The sequence below is a fragment of the Metabacillus sp. KJ11-3 genome (assembly GCF_055808295.1).
Genome location: NZ_CM147865.1, coordinates 870,983 through 886,369, shown reverse-complemented (window position 1 = coordinate 886,369; position 15,387 = coordinate 870,983). Strand labels below are relative to the sequence as shown.

Below are 15,387 nucleotides of genomic sequence, written 5' to 3'. Positions count from 1 at the left end.
TTATATATTCTACAAAACTTGGATGTAGTCAATATATACGAGTGATGAAAGAAATACCCTCTTTAAGTCAGCCTCTTTTAAGACATGTATTGAATCCAAAGTTCATTTACTTTATCAGAAAAATAAGGTGTGTGGTTCACAATAAGATTTGCTAATACCGAATGGTCTAAAGCACTTTGAATTTGTTCCATTGGAATTAGTGCTGCAATAAATAGGATAATAAATAAAACAAGATATGACTCTAAAAATCCAAGTATTGATCCAGCAGCCCTATTTAATTGTTTTAAAATCGGAAGAAGTGCCACAAAGTCCAGCATTGATCCAATAATCTGCATAACAATTTTTGTCCCAATAAATAATAATACAAATGCAACAGCTCGGTAATAAGCTCCCTCAAGGTCATCGCCACTGAGTAATGTTAATATTGTTGGACCTTCTCCTGATACCGGGTAAGGAACCCACAGCTTTAATTTTGGTGCAAGATCATCAAAATATTGGTATGCTACAATATAAGAAATGATAAATCCGGCTAAGTGAATAAACTGTAGAATAAATCCACGTTTTAAGCCGACCAATATTCCGAATAATAGAATAATAAACAAAACAAAATCTAGCATATTTCAGCTTCAATCCTTTTCAAATAATTGTTTCTCGAGTTTTTCATACTCTTCTTTTAGCTTTAAATAGTCATGGACAACGTTAACAGCTGTTAACACTGCCAATTTATTTATATCAAGAGACGGATTTTTACTATTAATCTCTCTCATTTTATCATCAACCATTGCAGCAACAGCTCGAATATGGCTTGTGCTTTCAGAACCAATAATTGAAAATTGTTGACCATATATGTCTACTGTTGTTTTAGACTTAGAACGTTTTGACAACGATAAATCCTCCATTTCCTGCAAATCCTAATTTATATCATAACATGAAGCTTTATCATATGGGAAGAAGGACAATTTTTTGAACATATGCAACAAGTTATAGTTAGTTTTTATTTAGAAAGGGTGTAATAATTGGCGAATTCCGTTATAAAAGTAGGGCAAGAACAAATCACCAAAATGGAGAGTTATTATAACAAAAACAAAATAGAAAAGACCCCACCTGGAGCGGTTTTTTCCGCGAAAGTAAATGGATGTACGATTACCGCATACAAATCCGGAAAAGTACTTTTTCAGGGAAATTCTGCTGAAGCTGTGGCTGCGCAATGGGGCACAGTTGCTCAAACAACTAGGAAACAGCCTTCCATTGCAAAAGCACCTAGTGGATATCAACCACCGGCAAATATATCAAACTTGTCTATTATTGGTTCTGATGAGGTGGGCACAGGAGATTTTTTCGGCCCAATTACAGTTGTTGCAGCATATGTTAAGAACGATCAAATTGAACTATTAAAAGAATTAGGTGTCAAAGACTCGAAGAACCTTAAAGACCCTCAAATTTGTGAAATTGCAAAAGATCTGATTCAAACAATTCCTTATAGTTTGCTTGTCTTACATAATGAAAAATATAATGATCTACAACAGCAAGGAATGTCACAAGGAAAAATGAAGGCTATTCTACATAATCAGGCTATTAATCATTTACTTATGAAGATTGATCCGGAAAAGCCTGATGGTGTTCTAATCGATCAATTTGCTGTGCCTGGTGTTTATTTCAACCATCTTCAAGGAAAAAAAGTGTATAAAGAAAATATCTACTTTTCAACAAAAGCTGAAGGTGTTCATCTTGCGGTTGCGGCTGCTTCCATAATTGCTCGTTATTCATTTATTCAAGAATTTTACAAATTGTCCCAAAAAGCGGGTGTGGTGATTCCAAAAGGTGCAGGATCACAAGTAGATATTGCTGCTGCAAAGATCCTTCAAAAAAAAGGTAGTGAGTTTTTAGCTTCTATAACAAAGAAGCATTTTGCCAATACAGAAAAAGCCTTAAAAATTGCTAAGAAATAGTTAGTAGATCGATTTATTTTCGATTCTGACAATTTATTAACGATTTCTAACTGTTATCAACGATTCTTAGAATTTATTTTCGATTTTCAGATTTTATTTACTATTAGACAAAGTTCAACATAATTCGACACACACCAAAAAAAACGAATCACACAAAGTGATTCGTTTTTTATCCATTATCCTCTTAAAGTTGCCCCAATCTTCGCTTCAACAGCATCCAATACTTTCTGATGTGTTTTTGTAACATCTTCATCAGTTAACGTACGTTCCGGATCAAAGTAGCGTAATGAGAAAGCAACTGATTTTTTCCCATCTTCAAGGCGGTCACCTTCATACAGGTCAAATACAGCTACTTCTTTTAGCATTTTTCCACCTGATTCTGTGATAACTTTTTCAATATCACCTGAGACAACATCCTTATTCACAACTAATGCGATGTCTCTTGTGATGGATGGATAACGTGGTATGCTTTCATAACGTGTTTCTTCTACATTCGTAGTTAATAGATCAACTAATGATAGCTCAAACACATATGTTTCTGTTAAATCCAATTCTTTCTGAACCGATGGGTGAACCTGCCCTACAAAACCAACAAGCTTTTCACCAAGATAAAGCTCAGCTGTACGACCTGGATGCATCCCCTCGCGCTTCGCTTGCTTGTATTCAACTTGAGAGGTTAATCCCAATAAGTCGACAAGACCATCTAAAATACCTTTTGCTACATAGAAATCTACAGGCTTTTTCTCAGCTTGCCAAGAGTGTGAATGCCATAACCCTGTTATAGCGCCTGACAGGCGTTCTTTTTCAAGTGGTTGAACATCTTTGCCTTGTGAAAGGAATACTGAACCAATTTCATATAATGCTACCTGATCAATTTGGCGAGCAAGATTGTAACGTAATGCATCTAATAAATGTGGAAGCAAACTTAATCGTAATACACTGCGCTCCTCACTCATAGGTAGAGCAAGTCTCGTTAGTTCAGACGTTTCCAAAGCAAATTTCGCTGCTTTTTCTTCACTAGAAAGAGAATAAGTAATCGCTTGATAAAGACCTGTTCCTTCTAAGTAGCGGCGAACTTTTCGGCGTTTTTCCTGATACTCTGTTAGCTTTCCTGGAATTGCTTGACCAACAGGTAATGTTGTCGGAATATTATCATATCCGTAAAGTCTTGCAATTTCTTCTACAAGATCTTCTTCAATCGTAATATCACCACGGCGAGTAGGAACTTTCACTGCCAATGTAGAATTATCGAGAACTACCTCAAATTGAAGACGCTCAAGAATGGATTTCATTTCTTCTGCTGAAATATCCATACCAAGAACTCGATTCACTTTTTCAACCGTTGTTCTTACTGTTTTTGGCTCAAAAGAAGCAGTACGAACTTCTACATTTCCTTCCAACACTTCTCCACCGGCATATAGTGAGATTAATTGTGCAGCTCTTTCTGCAGCTGCAGGGACACGATTAGGATCAACTCCCTTTTCATAACGTGCACTTGCTTCACTACGTAAGCCATGATCTTTTGAAGCTGTACGGATACGCCCCCCATTAAATAATGCAGATTCCAATAAAACGGTTTTCGTGTCAGATTGAACCTCTGAGTTTGCTCCACCCATAACACCAGCTAATGCAACAGGTTCAGTTCCATTTGTAATCACTAAATGTTCGGAAGTAAGTGATCGTTCCTGATCATCAAGTGTAACTATTTTTTCGCCATCTTGTGCACGTCGAACAAGTATTTCCTTAGATCCTAACCGATCATAGTCAAATGCATGAAGAGGCTGACCATATTCTAATAAAACGAAGTTTGTAATATCAACCACATTATTATGAGGACGAATTCCCGCTGCCATTAGGCGTGTTTGCATCCATAAAGGTGAAGGTGCAATCGTTACGTTTTTAATGACCTTCGCAATGTATAATGGATTATCTTCCGGTGCATCTACTTTTACATCAACTAAATCTGATGCTTTTTCTGAAGAATTTTCATATGAGATTTCCGGATACTTCACTTTGCGACCTAATATTGCAGCTACTTCATGAGCAACACCAAGCATACTTAATGCGTCAGCACGGTTTGGAGTTAATCCAAGCTCAAGTACAGCATCATCTAGATTCAACTGTTCCAGTGCATCTGCCCCTACTTCTACATCATTTGGGAATACGAAGATCCCTTCTGAATATTCTTTAGCCACTAGCTTGGACTCAATACCAAGCTCCTGAAGGGAACAAATCATTCCGTTAGAGACTTCACCACGAAGTTTTGCCTTTTTAATTTTAAAGTTACCAGGTAAAACTGCACCTACTGTAGCAACTGCGACTTTCTGACCTTTATCAACGTTTTTGGCACCGCAAATGATTTGTGTAAGCTCACCATTCCCCAAATCAACTTGACATTTATTTAATTTGTCTGCATCCGGATGTTGCTCTTTTTCAACGACGTGACCAATGACAACGCCCTTTATGCCATCGTTTAAAACGTCAACACCTTCTACTTCAATTCCGCTACGTGTAATTTTTTCAGCTAACTCATCAGGTGTGATTCCTGACAGGTCAACATATTCTGCTAACCATTTATATGAAACAAACATATTGTTATATCCTCCTTTTTACGCTCGTTTGAATTGTTTTAAGAATCGTACATCATCTGTATAGAAATGACGGATATCATCAATACCGTATTTTAGCATTGCGATACGCTCAGGACCCATCCCAAAAGCAAATCCGCTGTATTTCTTTGAATCAAATCCTGCCATTTCAAGGACATTTGGATGAACCATTCCAGCTCCTAGAATTTCAATCCAGCCTGTACCTTTACACACATTACATCCTTTTCCACCACATGAGAAGCAGGATACATCAACCTCTACTGAAGGCTCTGTAAATGGGAAAAAGCTAGGACGAAGGCGAATTTCACGTTCTTCACCGAACATCTTTTTAGCAAATACTTCAAGTGTACCTTTTAAATCACTCATGCTGATATTTTCATCAACAACAAGTCCTTCAATCTGTGTGAATTGATGTGAGTGTGTCGCGTCATCGTTATCACGTCGATATACCTTACCAGGACAAATAACTTTAACAGGCCCTTTTCCTTCATGTTTTTCCATTGTTCTAGCCTGAACAGGTGAAGTGTGTGTACGTAAAAGCAGTTCTTCTGTAATATAGAAGGAATCCTGCATATCTCGTGCCGGATGACCTTTCGGAAGATTTAATGCTTCAAAGTTATAATAATCTGATTCCACTTCAGGGCCTTCTGCAATTTGATAGCCCATTCCAAGGAATAAATCTTCAATTTCTTCAACAACAGCCGTAATCGGATGATGATTCCCAACTTTTACTGGACGACCAGGTAATGTTACATCGATCGTTTCTGTTGCCAGCTTTTGTTCAACAGCCAGTTGTTCTAAATGCTCCTGCTTGCTTGAAATAGATGTTGCAATTGCTTCTCTTACTTCATTTGCAAGTGCCCCCATAACAGGGCGTTCTTCAGCCGATAGCTTTCCCATTCCTCTCAACACTTCTGTAATCGGCCCTTTTTTCCCTAAATAAGCGACACGAATATCATTTAATGCCTTTAAATCCTGCGCTTGTTCCACTTTTTCAAGCGCCTCTTGTTGAAGCTGTTTTAATTGCTCCTGCATTTGTTTTTCCTCCTTTATTTAAAAACCTCATTAGCGGTTTTTTTGCAAAATAAAAAACCCGCCCCATAAAAGGGACGAGTTGAATTCGCGTTACCACCCTTGTTAGCTATACTTTGATTTTGCCCTAAGTATAGCTCACTTCATTTCCATAACGGTAAAAACCGGAACACCTTTACGTCTATTTAACGGTCCAAGTGTCAACTCGAGAGGTGAATTCATTTACTTTTATCCAAAAAATGCTCTCAGTCTCGGCATTTTCTCCCTGAATGAACGAACTGTAAATTACTAGTCTCTGTCATCGTTTTGTTTCATATATGTAATGTCTATCTTATTATAATCAAAACAATATGTTCCCGCAACCTGCCTATTTTCGCAAATGATAAAGAAGAATGCCTGCGGCAATTGCAACATTTAACGATTCTGCTCCACCATAAATAGGAATGTACAGATTTTTAGTTGTTTGATCTAATAAATCTTTTTTTACACCACTACCTTCGTTTCCAAGGAGGAGACAAAACTGGTCAGCTTCTGGAACTTCTTTATAACTTACTCCATTTTGCAAAGATGTGCCGTAGACAGGGATGTTGTTGTTCTTATAAACATTCAGCCACTCATCTAGACTGCCTTTTATGATTGGTAAATGAAATAATGAACCTTGACTGGAACGAATTACTTTAGAGTTAAAATGATCAACTGTTCCTTCACCTAAAATCACTCCGTCTATTCCAGCTGCATCTGCTGTACGAATAATCGTTCCCAAGTTACCAGGATCTTGAACACTATCTACTAATAACACTTTTGTCCACTTTTCAGGTGTGTAAGTTATCTGAAACTCACAAATGGCTGCCACTCCTTGTGGAGCCTCTGTATCACTAATTGCTTTCATCACATCTTTCGTAACAAAAGTAATATTAATATTATCGACATCCCAGGTATGTGGCAAACTTATTTCTTCTGAAATAATAAGTATTTTGATCATTTCTTTATTTTTTAAAGCCTCTTCAACTAAGTGAAAGCCTTCAATTATAAATGTACCGGTATTTTCACGCTCTTTTTTTGTATGTAGCTTCTTCCATTGTTTCACTTTTGGGTTTTTAACTGATTCAATCCGCTCCACTTTCATACTCCCTTTTTGAACTATTCCAATTTCTCTTTCCAATCATACATAATTCTTACGTAATTAACAAATTCTATCTTTAAAAGCTGTTATCTAGTCATCATCTTCTAAAAACTAGATTTTTAGCTATGACTACTTTTAAAAGGAGTGTAATGCAAGTGAATTTAAACCTTCGTCATGCGGTTATCTCAAATGTTTCAGGAAATAATCAAGATCAGCTACAAGACACCATTGTGGATGCTATTCAAAGTGGTGAGGAAAAAATGCTGCCAGGTTTAGGAGTCCTCTTTGAGGTCATTTGGCAGAATGCAAATGAAGGTGATAAAAAAGAAATGTTAACAACACTGGAGCAAGGTCTTAATAAAAATGTACAGTAAAAAAATGCTGGGGAATTCCCCCAGCATTTTTTAATCAAAAGTAATTTTATTTACTGTTTCACGGTCTAATCGTTTAATTACTTCAGCTATAAGCTTAACAGCATTTTCATAATCATCACGGTGTAACATTGCTGCATGTGAATGAATATATCGAGTAGCGATTGTAATCGATAATGCCGGAACGCCATTTGCAGATATATGAATAGCACCTGAATCTGTACCGCCTCCAGCAATTGCATCAAATTGATACGGTATGTTCAGTTCATCCGCTGTATCTGTTACTAAATCCCTTAAGCCTTTATGCGATACCATGGAAGCATCATATAGAATAATTTGTGGACCTTCTCCCATTTTACTAGAAGCTTCCTTATCAGAGATACCAGGGGTATCACCAGCAATACCAACATCTACACCAAAAGCGATATCAGGCTGAATCATATTGGCAGATGTACGGGCACCTCGTAAACCAACTTCTTCTTGTACAGTTCCTACACCATAAACCACATTCGGATGATCTGTATCTTTTAATGTTTTAAGAACATCAATCGCGATTGCACAGCCAATTCGGTTGTCCCAAGCTTTTGCAAGAAGCATTTTTTCATTTTTCATAACAGTGAATTCAAAATAAGGAACAACTTGATCACCAGGCATTACACCGAATTCCATAGCTTCTTCACGGCTTGATGCCCCGATGTCAATAAACATATCTTTAATCTCCACAGGCTTTTTACGCGCTTCAGGAGGTAAAATATGTGGAGGCTTAGAACCGATTACTCCAGTAACCTCACCTTTTCTTGTCACAATCGTTACGCGCTGTGCCAACATAACTTGTGACCACCAGCCACCAACGGTTTGGAATCGAAGAAAACCTTTATCATCGATTTGTGTCACCATAAATCCAACTTCATCTAAGTGACCAGCTATCATTACTTTGGGACCGTTTTCTTGTCCTACCTTTTTAGCAATTAAGCTTCCTAAGTTATCTGTCACAACTTCATCAGAAAATGGAGATATGTATTTTTTCATAACATCGCGTACTTCACGTTCGTTACCTGGGATTCCGTTTGCATCTGTTAAGTCTTTTAGCATTGTTAATGTTTCATCTAACTTCGTCATTTATGTAGGCCTCCTTCAATTAACAATCAAGTATATTATACAATAAAGGATCTATAGAAAGAAAATAACGCCCTCCTTAGTATCCTTGTTGTTGTCGTTTGTGATTCACTTCATTTTTTAATATGTATGCTTTTTCCATTTGAATTGAAGTAAAACCTAATAATTTCCCGAGTAATAAATATTCCTCAAACATGTTTTTGTAGGTAGACAAAGATGAATTGTGTTTAAATGCTGATACGGTTTCATAGACAATTAAAAATTGCTCAGTTAATGTTGCGCTTGATTCTCGGTCTTCGAAGTGCATCGAAATATCTATGTTTAATTCTAATCCTAAGGACAAAATAAAGTGGATACCATCTACATATTCTTCCAATATGATATCAGTATGCGCAGGCGGCTTTAGACTCCAAAATTTAAAGCACCTGGTTTCATTTGCCAACTCACCAATTTCAACTAATAAAGCAAGTATTTTTCGATCAACAAGATTCTCTTTCTCAAGATTATGTTGCGTTTGTATTTTTTCATCTAATTCCTGCTGCATGTTAAATAGTACGGTAAAATTCATAAAGTATTCCTCCAACAATTGTTCACTCTAAGAAAAGCGCAATTTGCTAAGCATTCGGCTAGGCTAGACACCAAGACTTAGTACAAAATTCTATACTTTCTTAACGTATAAAAAAATTATATCAAATTTTTTAAAAAACTTGGAACCTTTTCCGTCTCTCAATCGTATATAAGAAAAATTGCCCTCAGGAGGGGTTTATGATGATTGTCATTTTATTACGTTTGTTGTTAATCGTCTTGATTGTCTTTCTTCTTTATACAGGAATTAAGTTTTTATTTAATCCAAAACGAAAGCTCGAATTAGCACATGAACAAAAGCAGTTTTATTTTCTTGATGAAAAAGATAATGTAAGGAAAAACTTTTTACTTACGTACAAAGGCGCCTTATTTGAAGGAGAGAAATATTTAGGTACAACAACAAACTCTTTTGAGGTAGTCTCGATCTTTATTTGGTCAAAATCAACCAATGAATTGCAGGGACTGACATTGGAGGATTTCGAACATATTCAAGAACAAGTGAAGTTACGTTATCCTCATAGTAAGGTAGATTGGAAAAGTCCGATTAAGGAATTGATTTTTAAAAAAAGTCAGAATTAAAAGAAGAGCTTGAGATCCTCCATCTCAAGCTCTTCTTCACATAGAATGAAGGACAACTCGATAATAGTGATCGAAGAATTTCTCTCGATCAACACGTATGGCAATATTTCGATTCCCGTCAATTTTTTGTTGAAACTCCATCATCCCGAGTTGTTCCTCTTTTTCAACCTCAACTTCGATAGATCCTTGTTGATAGTCACAAATCTGGGGATCAAATAAACAAGCTGCGGCAAGAGGATCATGAAACGTCATATCATTTGACTGCAGCCAGGGTGAGCCAAAGTCTTCCACAGCTTTCATGAGCGGAGTAGAAAATAATTCTTCTTTTTCATTCTTTTTAAGAACTAATTGGGTGGTAACATTAAGCCCAAAGGTAGTATGAACAGGAACATCTGTATGATAAACAACCGCTGCTGCTTGTGGATCTACCCAAGAGTTCCAATTTGATATTGGCATTTCCATGGTTTCCTCCAATTCTTTTGAAAAAACACCACTCATGATATGGATTTCTTTTAGGAGCTCCGGTATCTCTGGATCCGCCAAAAACAATAAAGCAATGTTTGTTAAATGCCCTACGGCTAATAGCGAAATTTCATTGGGATTTTCACGAATCGTTTGCCTCATAAAATCAACAGCTTTGTTTTTCATAAATGATTTTTCATGATACCAGTTTGCCAGGTGTTTTGCTCCATCAGGTTTTGGATAAAGGGGGCTTGGCATTAGTGTATAGTCAACACCTGCTGCAATCGGAATGTCCTTCCCAGCTGCTTTACATATGGCATCTGCTATCATTGCCCTTTTTTCAACTTCCCCGCCTATTGTCGTGATCCCCACCAGTTCACATAGAGGCTGATTTAATAAATAAGCCAAGCAAAGGGCATCATCAATGTCGCCACCAATATCTGTATCAAGAAGAACCTTCTTTTTTACCATCAAATCATCCACTTTCTACGTTCTTATCATGCTTTTTCCCTTATAAAAAAGTCATTCCACTTAATCAACACTTGTTTTTCTCTAAAATAGTAGATAAGGATAAACAAGCCGATCACAATCCCAACTAAAACGACAGGAGGTAATGTCTGAATAGATGCTCCTAAAAACGTAAACAAAAGAGTTGAAGGAATGTGTGTGAGAAAAGATAGTTTTGTATAACGTCCAAATGTTTTGGCTTTGTCTAAAATGCATAACGAAATAAGCGAAAAGTTAATAAAAGGGATCATTCTTAATATCATGATTTGAATAAAAGAAAAGTTTGTATAAGTTCCCAACCATTTTTCCTTCATTTTCATTAAGCGATCCAATAGTTTAGGAAAGAGTTTTGTAACGAAATAAAAGGTAATGCTCGAGCCTGTTAATCCAATGATTGAATACACTGATCCTAGTTGTGCACCAAATAAAATTCCTCCAGCTATACAAACTACCGCAACAGGAAGAAATAAAAACTGCCTGATCATATGAAATAAAATAAAAGCAATTGGCGCAAAAAAGCCAGTCGTTTGAATGACGGTCAACACGGTAGAAGTGGCCAGTTGAATAGTCATCACCGCTTTCTAAGTTGTAATCCATAGATGAAAGTTGTATTGATTCCATTGTACGGGAAGATTTTACGTTTATGCCAAAGAAATTGTTAAATAAACCAAAAGTATAATGTGTCCGACTGCAATAAGGGGAAAGAAAACAATAAAAGATGTATGTTTTGTTTTATGACGATAGACTCTCATCCCAATATAACCGCCGATAGCTCCTCCCAAGAGAGCAAATAACCACAATGTTGATTCTTTTATTCGCCATTCTCCCCTAATAGCACGCTTTTTATCTGAGCCCATTAAGAAGAAGCAGAAGATGTTTACTAATAGATAATAGACTAATACATAAAGCATTCTATTCACTTCCTTTCTGTATGTAAATTACCTAAAAACTCCCTTGATATGAAAAAGAGCCGACTCTATCTACTTAGAGTCAGCTCTTATACCGTTCAATTATTTGTTAAGCTGTGCTTTAGCAGCATCTGCTAATTGAGCAAATGCTTTTTCATCAGCAATAGCTAAGTCAGCAAGCATTTTACGGTTCACTTCGATACCAGCAAGCTTTAATCCGTGCATTAAACGGCTGTAAGAAAGACCATTAACACGAGCAGCTGCATTGATACGAGTGATCCATAATTTACGGAAATCACGTTTCTTTTGACGACGATCACGGTATGCATACATCCATGATTTCATCACTTGTTGATTTGCAACTTTGTATAATCTATGTTTAGAACCGAAATAACCTTTAGCTAATTTTAAAACTTTTTTACGACGTTTACGTGAAACGATACCGCCTTTTACTCTTGGCATGTAAATTCCCTCCTATATTACGATGGTCCGAATTATTTAATATTGTCTAATAAATGACGAATACGTTTGAAATCGCCTTTGCTTACTACAGTTGATTTACGTAATTTACGTTTTGCTTTAGTAGATTTGTTAGCGAATAAGTGACTTGTGTAAGCATGTGAACGTTTAAGTTTACCAGAGCCTGTTCTTTTGAAACGCTTAGCAGCTCCACGGTGAGTTTTCATTTTTGGCATAAGGTATTCCTCCTTAAGGGATTATTGCTTTTCATTTTTCGGTGCTAGAACTAAGAACATGCTGCGACCATCCATTTTTGGATGTGATTCAATTGTACTTAAATCTGCACATTCTGCTGAGAAGCGATCAAGCACCTTTTGACCGATTCCTTTATGTGTAATTGCACGTCCTTTGAAGCGGATAGAAGCTTTTACTTTATCGCCCTTCTCTAGGAATTTGCGTGCATTTCGAAGCTTAGTGTTAAAGTCATGCTCATCAATTGTAGGACTTAAGCGTACCTCTTTAAGATTGATGATTTTTTGATTCTTACGAGCTTCTTTGTCTTTCTTTTGCTGTTCAAAACGAAATTTACCGTAATCCATGATGCGGCAGACAGGAGGCTTTGCATTAGGAGCTACTAAAACTAAATCTAGGTTAGCTCTTGTCGCAATTTCTAAAGCCTCTTGGCGAGATTTAATTCCAAGCTGATCTCCGTTGGCACCGATTAGACGAACCTCACGTGCGCGGATTCCGTCATTTACCATCATATCTTTGCTAATAATTAGCCACCTCCAAGGTTTTATCAAAACTGAATAGTAATTCTTAACACCGTCATTGTAGTAGATCTTGGCCTTTTTATTTGAGACAAATAAAAAAGTGTGGATGTAAAACACCCACACTACGATTGTATACGTAAACTATATCATCGTTACCTGCCAACTACAAACGGATGTGTCAATCAGGTGAGAAGCGGGTGCTTCTACTTGTTAAAATATAAGACTATTCAATTACCTAGAGAATTATACCATCTATAGAAAGATCTTGCAAGCAAATAATATACTTTTAAAACAACAAATGTAATTCTATCAGAAGAATTCTGTTCTTGCAATAACTTTTTTGATTTCACATTCAAACTCGGTGGAACAACCCCACTGAATAAATTCTCACTTTATGATCTTTTTACTTCCTCTTGAACGTGTTGAATAAATTGTTCAAATGCGATTGTTTCTGATTTTTGTTCACCATACTTTCGAACATTAACTGCATTTTCAGCAATTTCATTATCTCCCACAACAAGCATATAAGGTATTTTTTGAATTTGCGATTCACGAATTTTGTAACCAATCTTTTCATCTCGGGAATCTAACTCTACGCGAAGTCCTGCCTCTTGAAGTTGTTCCTGAACTTTCTTCGCATAATCTAGATGAATAGCAGGTGAAACCGGAATAACCTGAACTTGTACCGGAGCTAACCATGTCGGGAATGCCCCTTTGTACTCTTCAATTAAGAATGCAACAAAACGCTCCATTGTTGATACAACACCGCGATGAATAACAACCGGACGATGTTGCTTTCCATCTTCTCCAACATAATTCAAGTCAAAGCGTTCTGGAAGTAAGAAGTCTAATTGAACAGTTGATAACGTTTCATCCTTGCCAAGAGCTGTTCTTACTTGAACATCCAGCTTTGGTCCGTAGAATGCCGCTTCACCTTCTGCTTCAAAATAGTCATGGCCTAATTCATCCATTGCACCCTTTAACATGCTTTGCGCTTTTTCCCACATGCTATCATCATCAAAGTATTTTTCTTTATCTTCCGGGTCACGGTATGACAATCTGAATGAATAGTTCTCAATTCCAAAATCTTTGTAAACCGCTTCAATTAATCGAACAACGCGAATGAATTCATCCTTGATTTGATCGGGACGCACAAAGATATGAGCATCATTTAATGTCATTCCACGTACACGTTGTAAGCCAGTTAGCGCACCTGACATTTCATAACGGTGCATTGTTCCAAGTTCAGCGATACGAATTGGCAGCTCACGATAGCTGTGAATATCATTTTTATAAATCATCATATGATGTGGACAGTTCATCGGACGAAGTACTAAGTCTTCATTATCCATTTCCATAATTGGAAACATGTCTTCTTGGTAATGCTGCCAATGTCCGGATGTTTTATATAACTCAACACTTGCCAAAACAGGTGTATAAACATGCTGGTAACCTAATCTTTCTTCCTTATCAACAATATACCGCTCTACAATACGGCGTATTGTCGCACCTTTTGGAAGCCATAACGGTAAACCCTGACCTACCTTTTGTGATGTTGTGAAAAGACTAAGCTCTTTCCCTAATTTACGATGATCACGTTCTTTTGCTTCTTCCAAAATACGAAGGTGCTCATCTAAATCAGCTTTCTTGAAAAAAGCTGTTCCGTAAATACGTTGAAGCATTTTATTTTTACTGTCACCACGCCAGTAAGCACCTGCAACACTTAATAATTTAAATTCTTTAATTTTACCTGTTGAAGGAAGATGGACTCCACGGCATAAATCAAAAAATTCACCTTGTTCATAAATAGAAACAGCTTCACCTTCTGGAATTGCTTCTAAAAGCTCTAATTTGAGAGGATCCTGGATTTCTTCGTAACGGCGCTGAGCTTCCTCACGACTTACTTCTTTACGAATAATTTCAAGATTTTCATTCACAATTTTTTTCATTTCTTTCTCGATGACTGGTAAATCCTCAGGTGTGATCGCCTGTTCCATATCGATATCATAATAAAATCCATTTTCAATGACCGGTCCAATTCCCAGTTTAACGGGTTGGTCTTTAAACACACGTTTAATCGCTTGTGCCATTAAATGTGCTGTTGAATGGCGCATAATCTCCAAAGCTTCATCACTATCTTGTGTAACAATTTCAATGGCACCATCTTGTTCGATCGGTGTACGCAAATCAATTAATTGACCATTTATTTTCCCTGCAAGTGATTTCTTTTTTAAACCAGGGCTAATGGATGCCGCAATATCTTCAGTTGTGGTACCTTTTGCAAACTCCTTCACAGCTCCGTCTGGAAACGCAATTTTTATAACGTCTGACATCCTTGTTCACTCCTTCTTTGAAATGTGGAAGCGCCTCGATCAGCCTCGGGCAATTAAGACACTTAGAAATAGAAGGTGCTTTTACCTTCAATTTCTAAGTGGCTTATGACCTCGTGGGGGCTAGACCTGACAGTCAAGAACGCGTCGTTAATCGCCATGACTGCACTTGTACTTCATGTACTTCAACTCTACACCAACACAAATTTCAAACCTAGCATCAGTGTTTCGCTCTTAAAAACAAATAAAACTCGCCCCCTAAAAAGGGACGAGTTTAATAAACTTAGTCAATGGATCGTGGTTCCACCCTTGTTCCCAAAGTCTGTAAAACATCATCATTCATGCATTCAAAAGTAAGTTAAATAAGACTTTGGCTCAACATCGATAACGGGAAGACCGTCAGCTATTAATAAGTTAGGATATAACTGTTCACAACTGAAGTTTAAAGGTGGTAAGTTTGCTCATCGTGTTAGGAAGGTTTCAGCATTTCCTTCCCTCTCTGGGAACCGTATAAACAAGCTCATGTCCTTATCATGACAGATCTTTTGTTCAATTATTACGTATTATAAATTGTTTTTCCGATA

At 37.0% G+C, this 15,387-nt stretch carries 17 protein-coding genes and 2 other annotated features; of the genes, 3 read left to right on the top strand and 14 right to left on the bottom strand.

Features of this window, described 5'->3' with window-relative positions; translation table 11 throughout:
* Positions 1-77: 77 nt before the first annotated feature.
* Together AC0L8O_RS04565 and zapA are read right to left on the bottom strand one after the other, a co-directional pair.
* Positions 78-617: a CvpA family protein gene (locus tag AC0L8O_RS04565; protein WP_026561692.1), complete on the bottom strand. Its 540-nt coding sequence runs from the start codon at positions 615-617 to the stop codon at positions 78-80.
* Positions 618-626: 9 nt separating this feature from the next.
* The gene (gene zapA / locus AC0L8O_RS04560) at positions 627-899 is read right to left on the bottom strand and encodes a cell division protein ZapA (protein ID WP_473446776.1); all 273 of its coding nucleotides are present in this window, start codon (positions 897-899) and stop codon (positions 627-629) included.
* Positions 900-1,016: 117 nt separating this feature from the next.
* Here zapA and rnhC point away from each other — a divergent pair, with 117 nt between their 5' ends.
* Positions 1,017-1,949, top strand: coding sequence for a ribonuclease HIII (gene rnhC / locus AC0L8O_RS04555; RefSeq protein ID WP_473446775.1), 933 nt, complete (start codon positions 1,017-1,019; stop codon positions 1,947-1,949).
* 176 nt (positions 1,950-2,125) lie between these two features.
* Here the strand turns inward: rnhC and pheT are convergent, their stop codons facing one another.
* The 3 genes from pheT to AC0L8O_RS04540 form a co-directional block, all read right to left on the bottom strand.
* Positions 2,126-4,540, bottom strand: coding sequence for a phenylalanine--tRNA ligase subunit beta (gene pheT, locus AC0L8O_RS04550; protein ID WP_473446774.1), 2,415 nt, complete (start codon positions 4,538-4,540; stop codon positions 2,126-2,128).
* Between the two features lie 18 nt (positions 4,541-4,558).
* Positions 4,559-5,593, bottom strand: a complete 1,035-nt coding sequence (gene pheS / locus AC0L8O_RS04545) for a phenylalanine--tRNA ligase subunit alpha (RefSeq protein ID WP_026560863.1) — start codon at positions 5,591-5,593, stop codon at positions 4,559-4,561.
* Positions 5,594-5,660: 67 nt separating this feature from the next.
* Positions 5,661-5,901, bottom strand: a binding site (T-box leader).
* A gap of 56 nt (positions 5,902-5,957) precedes the next feature.
* Positions 5,958-6,710: a TrmH family RNA methyltransferase gene (locus AC0L8O_RS04540; protein ID WP_473446773.1), complete on the bottom strand. Its 753-nt coding sequence runs from the start codon at positions 6,708-6,710 to the stop codon at positions 5,958-5,960.
* Between the two features lie 158 nt (positions 6,711-6,868).
* On the opposite strand from AC0L8O_RS04540, the gene sspI reads away from it, so the two are divergent.
* Positions 6,869-7,087 (top strand): small acid-soluble spore protein SspI, encoded by a 219-nt coding sequence (gene sspI, locus AC0L8O_RS04535; protein WP_026560861.1) that lies wholly within the window; start codon positions 6,869-6,871, stop codon positions 7,085-7,087.
* A gap of 30 nt (positions 7,088-7,117) precedes the next feature.
* Here the strand turns inward: sspI and AC0L8O_RS04530 are convergent, their stop codons facing one another.
* Together AC0L8O_RS04530 and AC0L8O_RS04525 are read right to left on the bottom strand one after the other, a co-directional pair.
* Positions 7,118-8,203 carry a M42 family metallopeptidase gene (locus tag AC0L8O_RS04530; RefSeq protein ID WP_473446772.1) on the bottom strand — a complete coding sequence of 362 codons (1,086 nt, stop codon included), beginning with the start codon at positions 8,201-8,203 and terminating at the stop codon, positions 7,118-7,120.
* A gap of 76 nt (positions 8,204-8,279) precedes the next feature.
* A complete protein-coding gene (locus AC0L8O_RS04525; RefSeq protein ID WP_473446771.1) occupies positions 8,280-8,768 on the bottom strand; it encodes a dUTP diphosphatase in 489 nt (162 codons plus the stop codon).
* A gap of 203 nt (positions 8,769-8,971) precedes the next feature.
* Between AC0L8O_RS04525 and AC0L8O_RS04520 the strand changes: the two genes are divergently transcribed.
* Complete coding sequence (locus AC0L8O_RS04520; protein WP_473448652.1) at positions 8,972-9,364, top strand: sigma-w pathway protein ysdB; 393 nt, start codon at positions 8,972-8,974, stop codon at positions 9,362-9,364.
* A gap of 36 nt (positions 9,365-9,400) precedes the next feature.
* Here the strand turns inward: AC0L8O_RS04520 and AC0L8O_RS04515 are convergent, their stop codons facing one another.
* The 7 genes from AC0L8O_RS04515 to thrS all read right to left on the bottom strand — a co-directional run bounded on the left by AC0L8O_RS04515 (position 9,401) and on the right by thrS (position 14,806).
* Positions 9,401-10,297 (bottom strand): nucleoside hydrolase, encoded by an 897-nt coding sequence (locus AC0L8O_RS04515; RefSeq protein ID WP_473446770.1) that lies wholly within the window; start codon positions 10,295-10,297, stop codon positions 9,401-9,403.
* Between the two features lie 26 nt (positions 10,298-10,323).
* Positions 10,324-10,905 carry a TVP38/TMEM64 family protein gene (locus tag AC0L8O_RS04510; protein ID WP_473446769.1) on the bottom strand — a complete coding sequence of 194 codons (582 nt, stop codon included), beginning with the start codon at positions 10,903-10,905 and terminating at the stop codon, positions 10,324-10,326.
* A 69-nt stretch (positions 10,906-10,974) separates the two neighbouring features.
* Entirely contained in the window at positions 10,975-11,244 is a 270-nt protein-coding gene (locus AC0L8O_RS04505; RefSeq protein WP_473446768.1) for a DUF1294 domain-containing protein, read from the bottom strand.
* A gap of 99 nt (positions 11,245-11,343) precedes the next feature.
* The gene (rplT, locus tag AC0L8O_RS04500; RefSeq protein ID WP_026560854.1) at positions 11,344-11,703 is read right to left on the bottom strand and encodes a 50S ribosomal protein L20; all 360 of its coding nucleotides are present in this window, start codon (positions 11,701-11,703) and stop codon (positions 11,344-11,346) included.
* A 32-nt stretch (positions 11,704-11,735) separates the two neighbouring features.
* Entirely contained in the window at positions 11,736-11,936 is a 201-nt protein-coding gene (gene rpmI, locus AC0L8O_RS04495) for a 50S ribosomal protein L35 (RefSeq protein ID WP_026560853.1), read from the bottom strand.
* A 21-nt stretch (positions 11,937-11,957) separates the two neighbouring features.
* Positions 11,958-12,479 carry a translation initiation factor IF-3 gene (infC, locus tag AC0L8O_RS04490; protein WP_169908260.1) on the bottom strand — a complete coding sequence of 174 codons (522 nt, stop codon included), beginning with the start codon at positions 12,477-12,479 and terminating at the stop codon, positions 11,958-11,960.
* A gap of 82 nt (positions 12,480-12,561) precedes the next feature.
* Positions 12,562-12,688, bottom strand: a sequence feature (ribosomal protein L20 leader region).
* A gap of 177 nt (positions 12,689-12,865) precedes the next feature.
* Positions 12,866-14,806: a threonine--tRNA ligase gene (gene thrS, locus AC0L8O_RS04485; protein ID WP_473446767.1), complete on the bottom strand. Its 1,941-nt coding sequence runs from the start codon at positions 14,804-14,806 to the stop codon at positions 12,866-12,868.
* Between the last annotated feature and the right edge of the window lie 581 nt (positions 14,807-15,387).

Bases quoted from the DNA above. Each gene is read 5' to 3' on its own strand.
- AC0L8O_RS04565 (WP_026561692.1), bottom strand. From the start codon at position 617: ATGCTAGATTTTGTTTTGTTTATTATTCTATTATTCGGAATATTGGTC.
- zapA (WP_473446776.1), bottom strand. From the start codon at position 899: ATGGAGGATTTATCGTTGTCAAAACGTTCTAAGTCTAAAACAACAGTA.
- pheT (WP_473446774.1), bottom strand. From the start codon at position 4,540: ATGTTTGTTTCATATAAATGGTTAGCAGAATATGTTGACCTGTCAGGA.
- pheS (WP_026560863.1), bottom strand. From the start codon at position 5,593: ATGCAGGAGCAATTAAAACAGCTTCAACAAGAGGCGCTTGAAAAAGTG.
- AC0L8O_RS04530 (WP_473446772.1), bottom strand. From the start codon at position 8,203: ATGACGAAGTTAGATGAAACATTAACAATGCTAAAAGACTTAACAGAT.
- AC0L8O_RS04525 (WP_473446771.1), bottom strand. From the start codon at position 8,768: ATGAATTTTACCGTACTATTTAACATGCAGCAGGAATTAGATGAAAAA.
- AC0L8O_RS04515 (WP_473446770.1), bottom strand. From the start codon at position 10,297: ATGGTAAAAAAGAAGGTTCTTCTTGATACAGATATTGGTGGCGACATT.
- AC0L8O_RS04510 (WP_473446769.1), bottom strand. From the start codon at position 10,905: ATGACTATTCAACTGGCCACTTCTACCGTGTTGACCGTCATTCAAACG.
- AC0L8O_RS04505 (WP_473446768.1), bottom strand. From the start codon at position 11,244: ATGCTTTATGTATTAGTCTATTATCTATTAGTAAACATCTTCTGCTTC.
- rplT (WP_026560854.1), bottom strand. From the start codon at position 11,703: ATGCCAAGAGTAAAAGGCGGTATCGTTTCACGTAAACGTCGTAAAAAA.
- rpmI (WP_026560853.1), bottom strand. From the start codon at position 11,936: ATGCCAAAAATGAAAACTCACCGTGGAGCTGCTAAGCGTTTCAAAAGA.
- thrS (WP_473446767.1), bottom strand. From the start codon at position 14,806: ATGTCAGACGTTATAAAAATTGCGTTTCCAGACGGAGCTGTGAAGGAG.